The 755-nt window shown below is 65.3% G+C and carries 1 protein-coding gene; it reads right to left on the reverse strand.

What is annotated here, in order from left to right:
- The coding region (locus tag CH274_RS18190) for an acyl-ACP desaturase (protein ID WP_094658410.1) at positions 1 to 755 on the reverse strand (755 nt) is incomplete at both ends.

Raw genomic sequence — 755 nt, forward strand, 5'->3', positions numbered from 1 at the left:
GTGGCCTGACGCTCGAGGTCTTCGAGGAACGCGGCGAGTTCCTCGCGCTTGTTCTCGCCGCGGCCGGTGAAGTCGTTGCGCTCGAACACGCTCCACTTGCGTAGCACCGGCCAGACAACGTCCTCGAGGTGCTGACGCAGGTCGTAGATGCCGTGCTTGGCCATCAACACACCGTTGCGGCGGAAGTTCGGCATACCGGCACCGGGCATGACGAAGTTCATCACGATGTCCGAGACCGCCTGCAACGTCTGATCGGGCGAGATGTCCATCGCCGCGCCGGTGATGTTGCGGTAGAAGATCATGTGCAGGTTCTCGTCGGCGGCGATGCGCTGGAGCATGCGGTCGGCGATCGGATCGTCGCAGACCTTGCCGGTGTTGCGGTGCGAGACGCGGGTGGCCAGCTCCTGGAACGTCACGTAGGCGACGGAGTGCAGCAGACCCACCCCTGCACCGGCAGGCGACGCATATCCGTTGGTCATGTGGATCATGCGGGCTTCTTCGAGGGCGACGGGATCGACGCCGCGGGTGACGACGAGGTAGTCACGCATGACGATGCCGTGCCGGTTCTCCTCGGCGGTCCACCGGCCGACCCACGTGCCCCAGGCACCGTCCTGGGAGAAGTTCTCGGCGATCTCCCGGTGGTAGGACGGCAGGTTGTCCTCGGTGAGGAGGTTGGTGATCATCGCGGCCTGTGCGACGTCGGAGAGCTTGGACTGCTCCGGGTCGTAGTCCTGGCCGCCGAGTGCGGCGAAGTT

Origin of the sequence: Rhodococcus sp. 06-418-5 (assembly GCF_002258285.1) — a bacterium.
Taxonomy (GTDB): domain Bacteria; phylum Actinomycetota; class Actinomycetes; order Mycobacteriales; family Mycobacteriaceae; genus Rhodococcoides.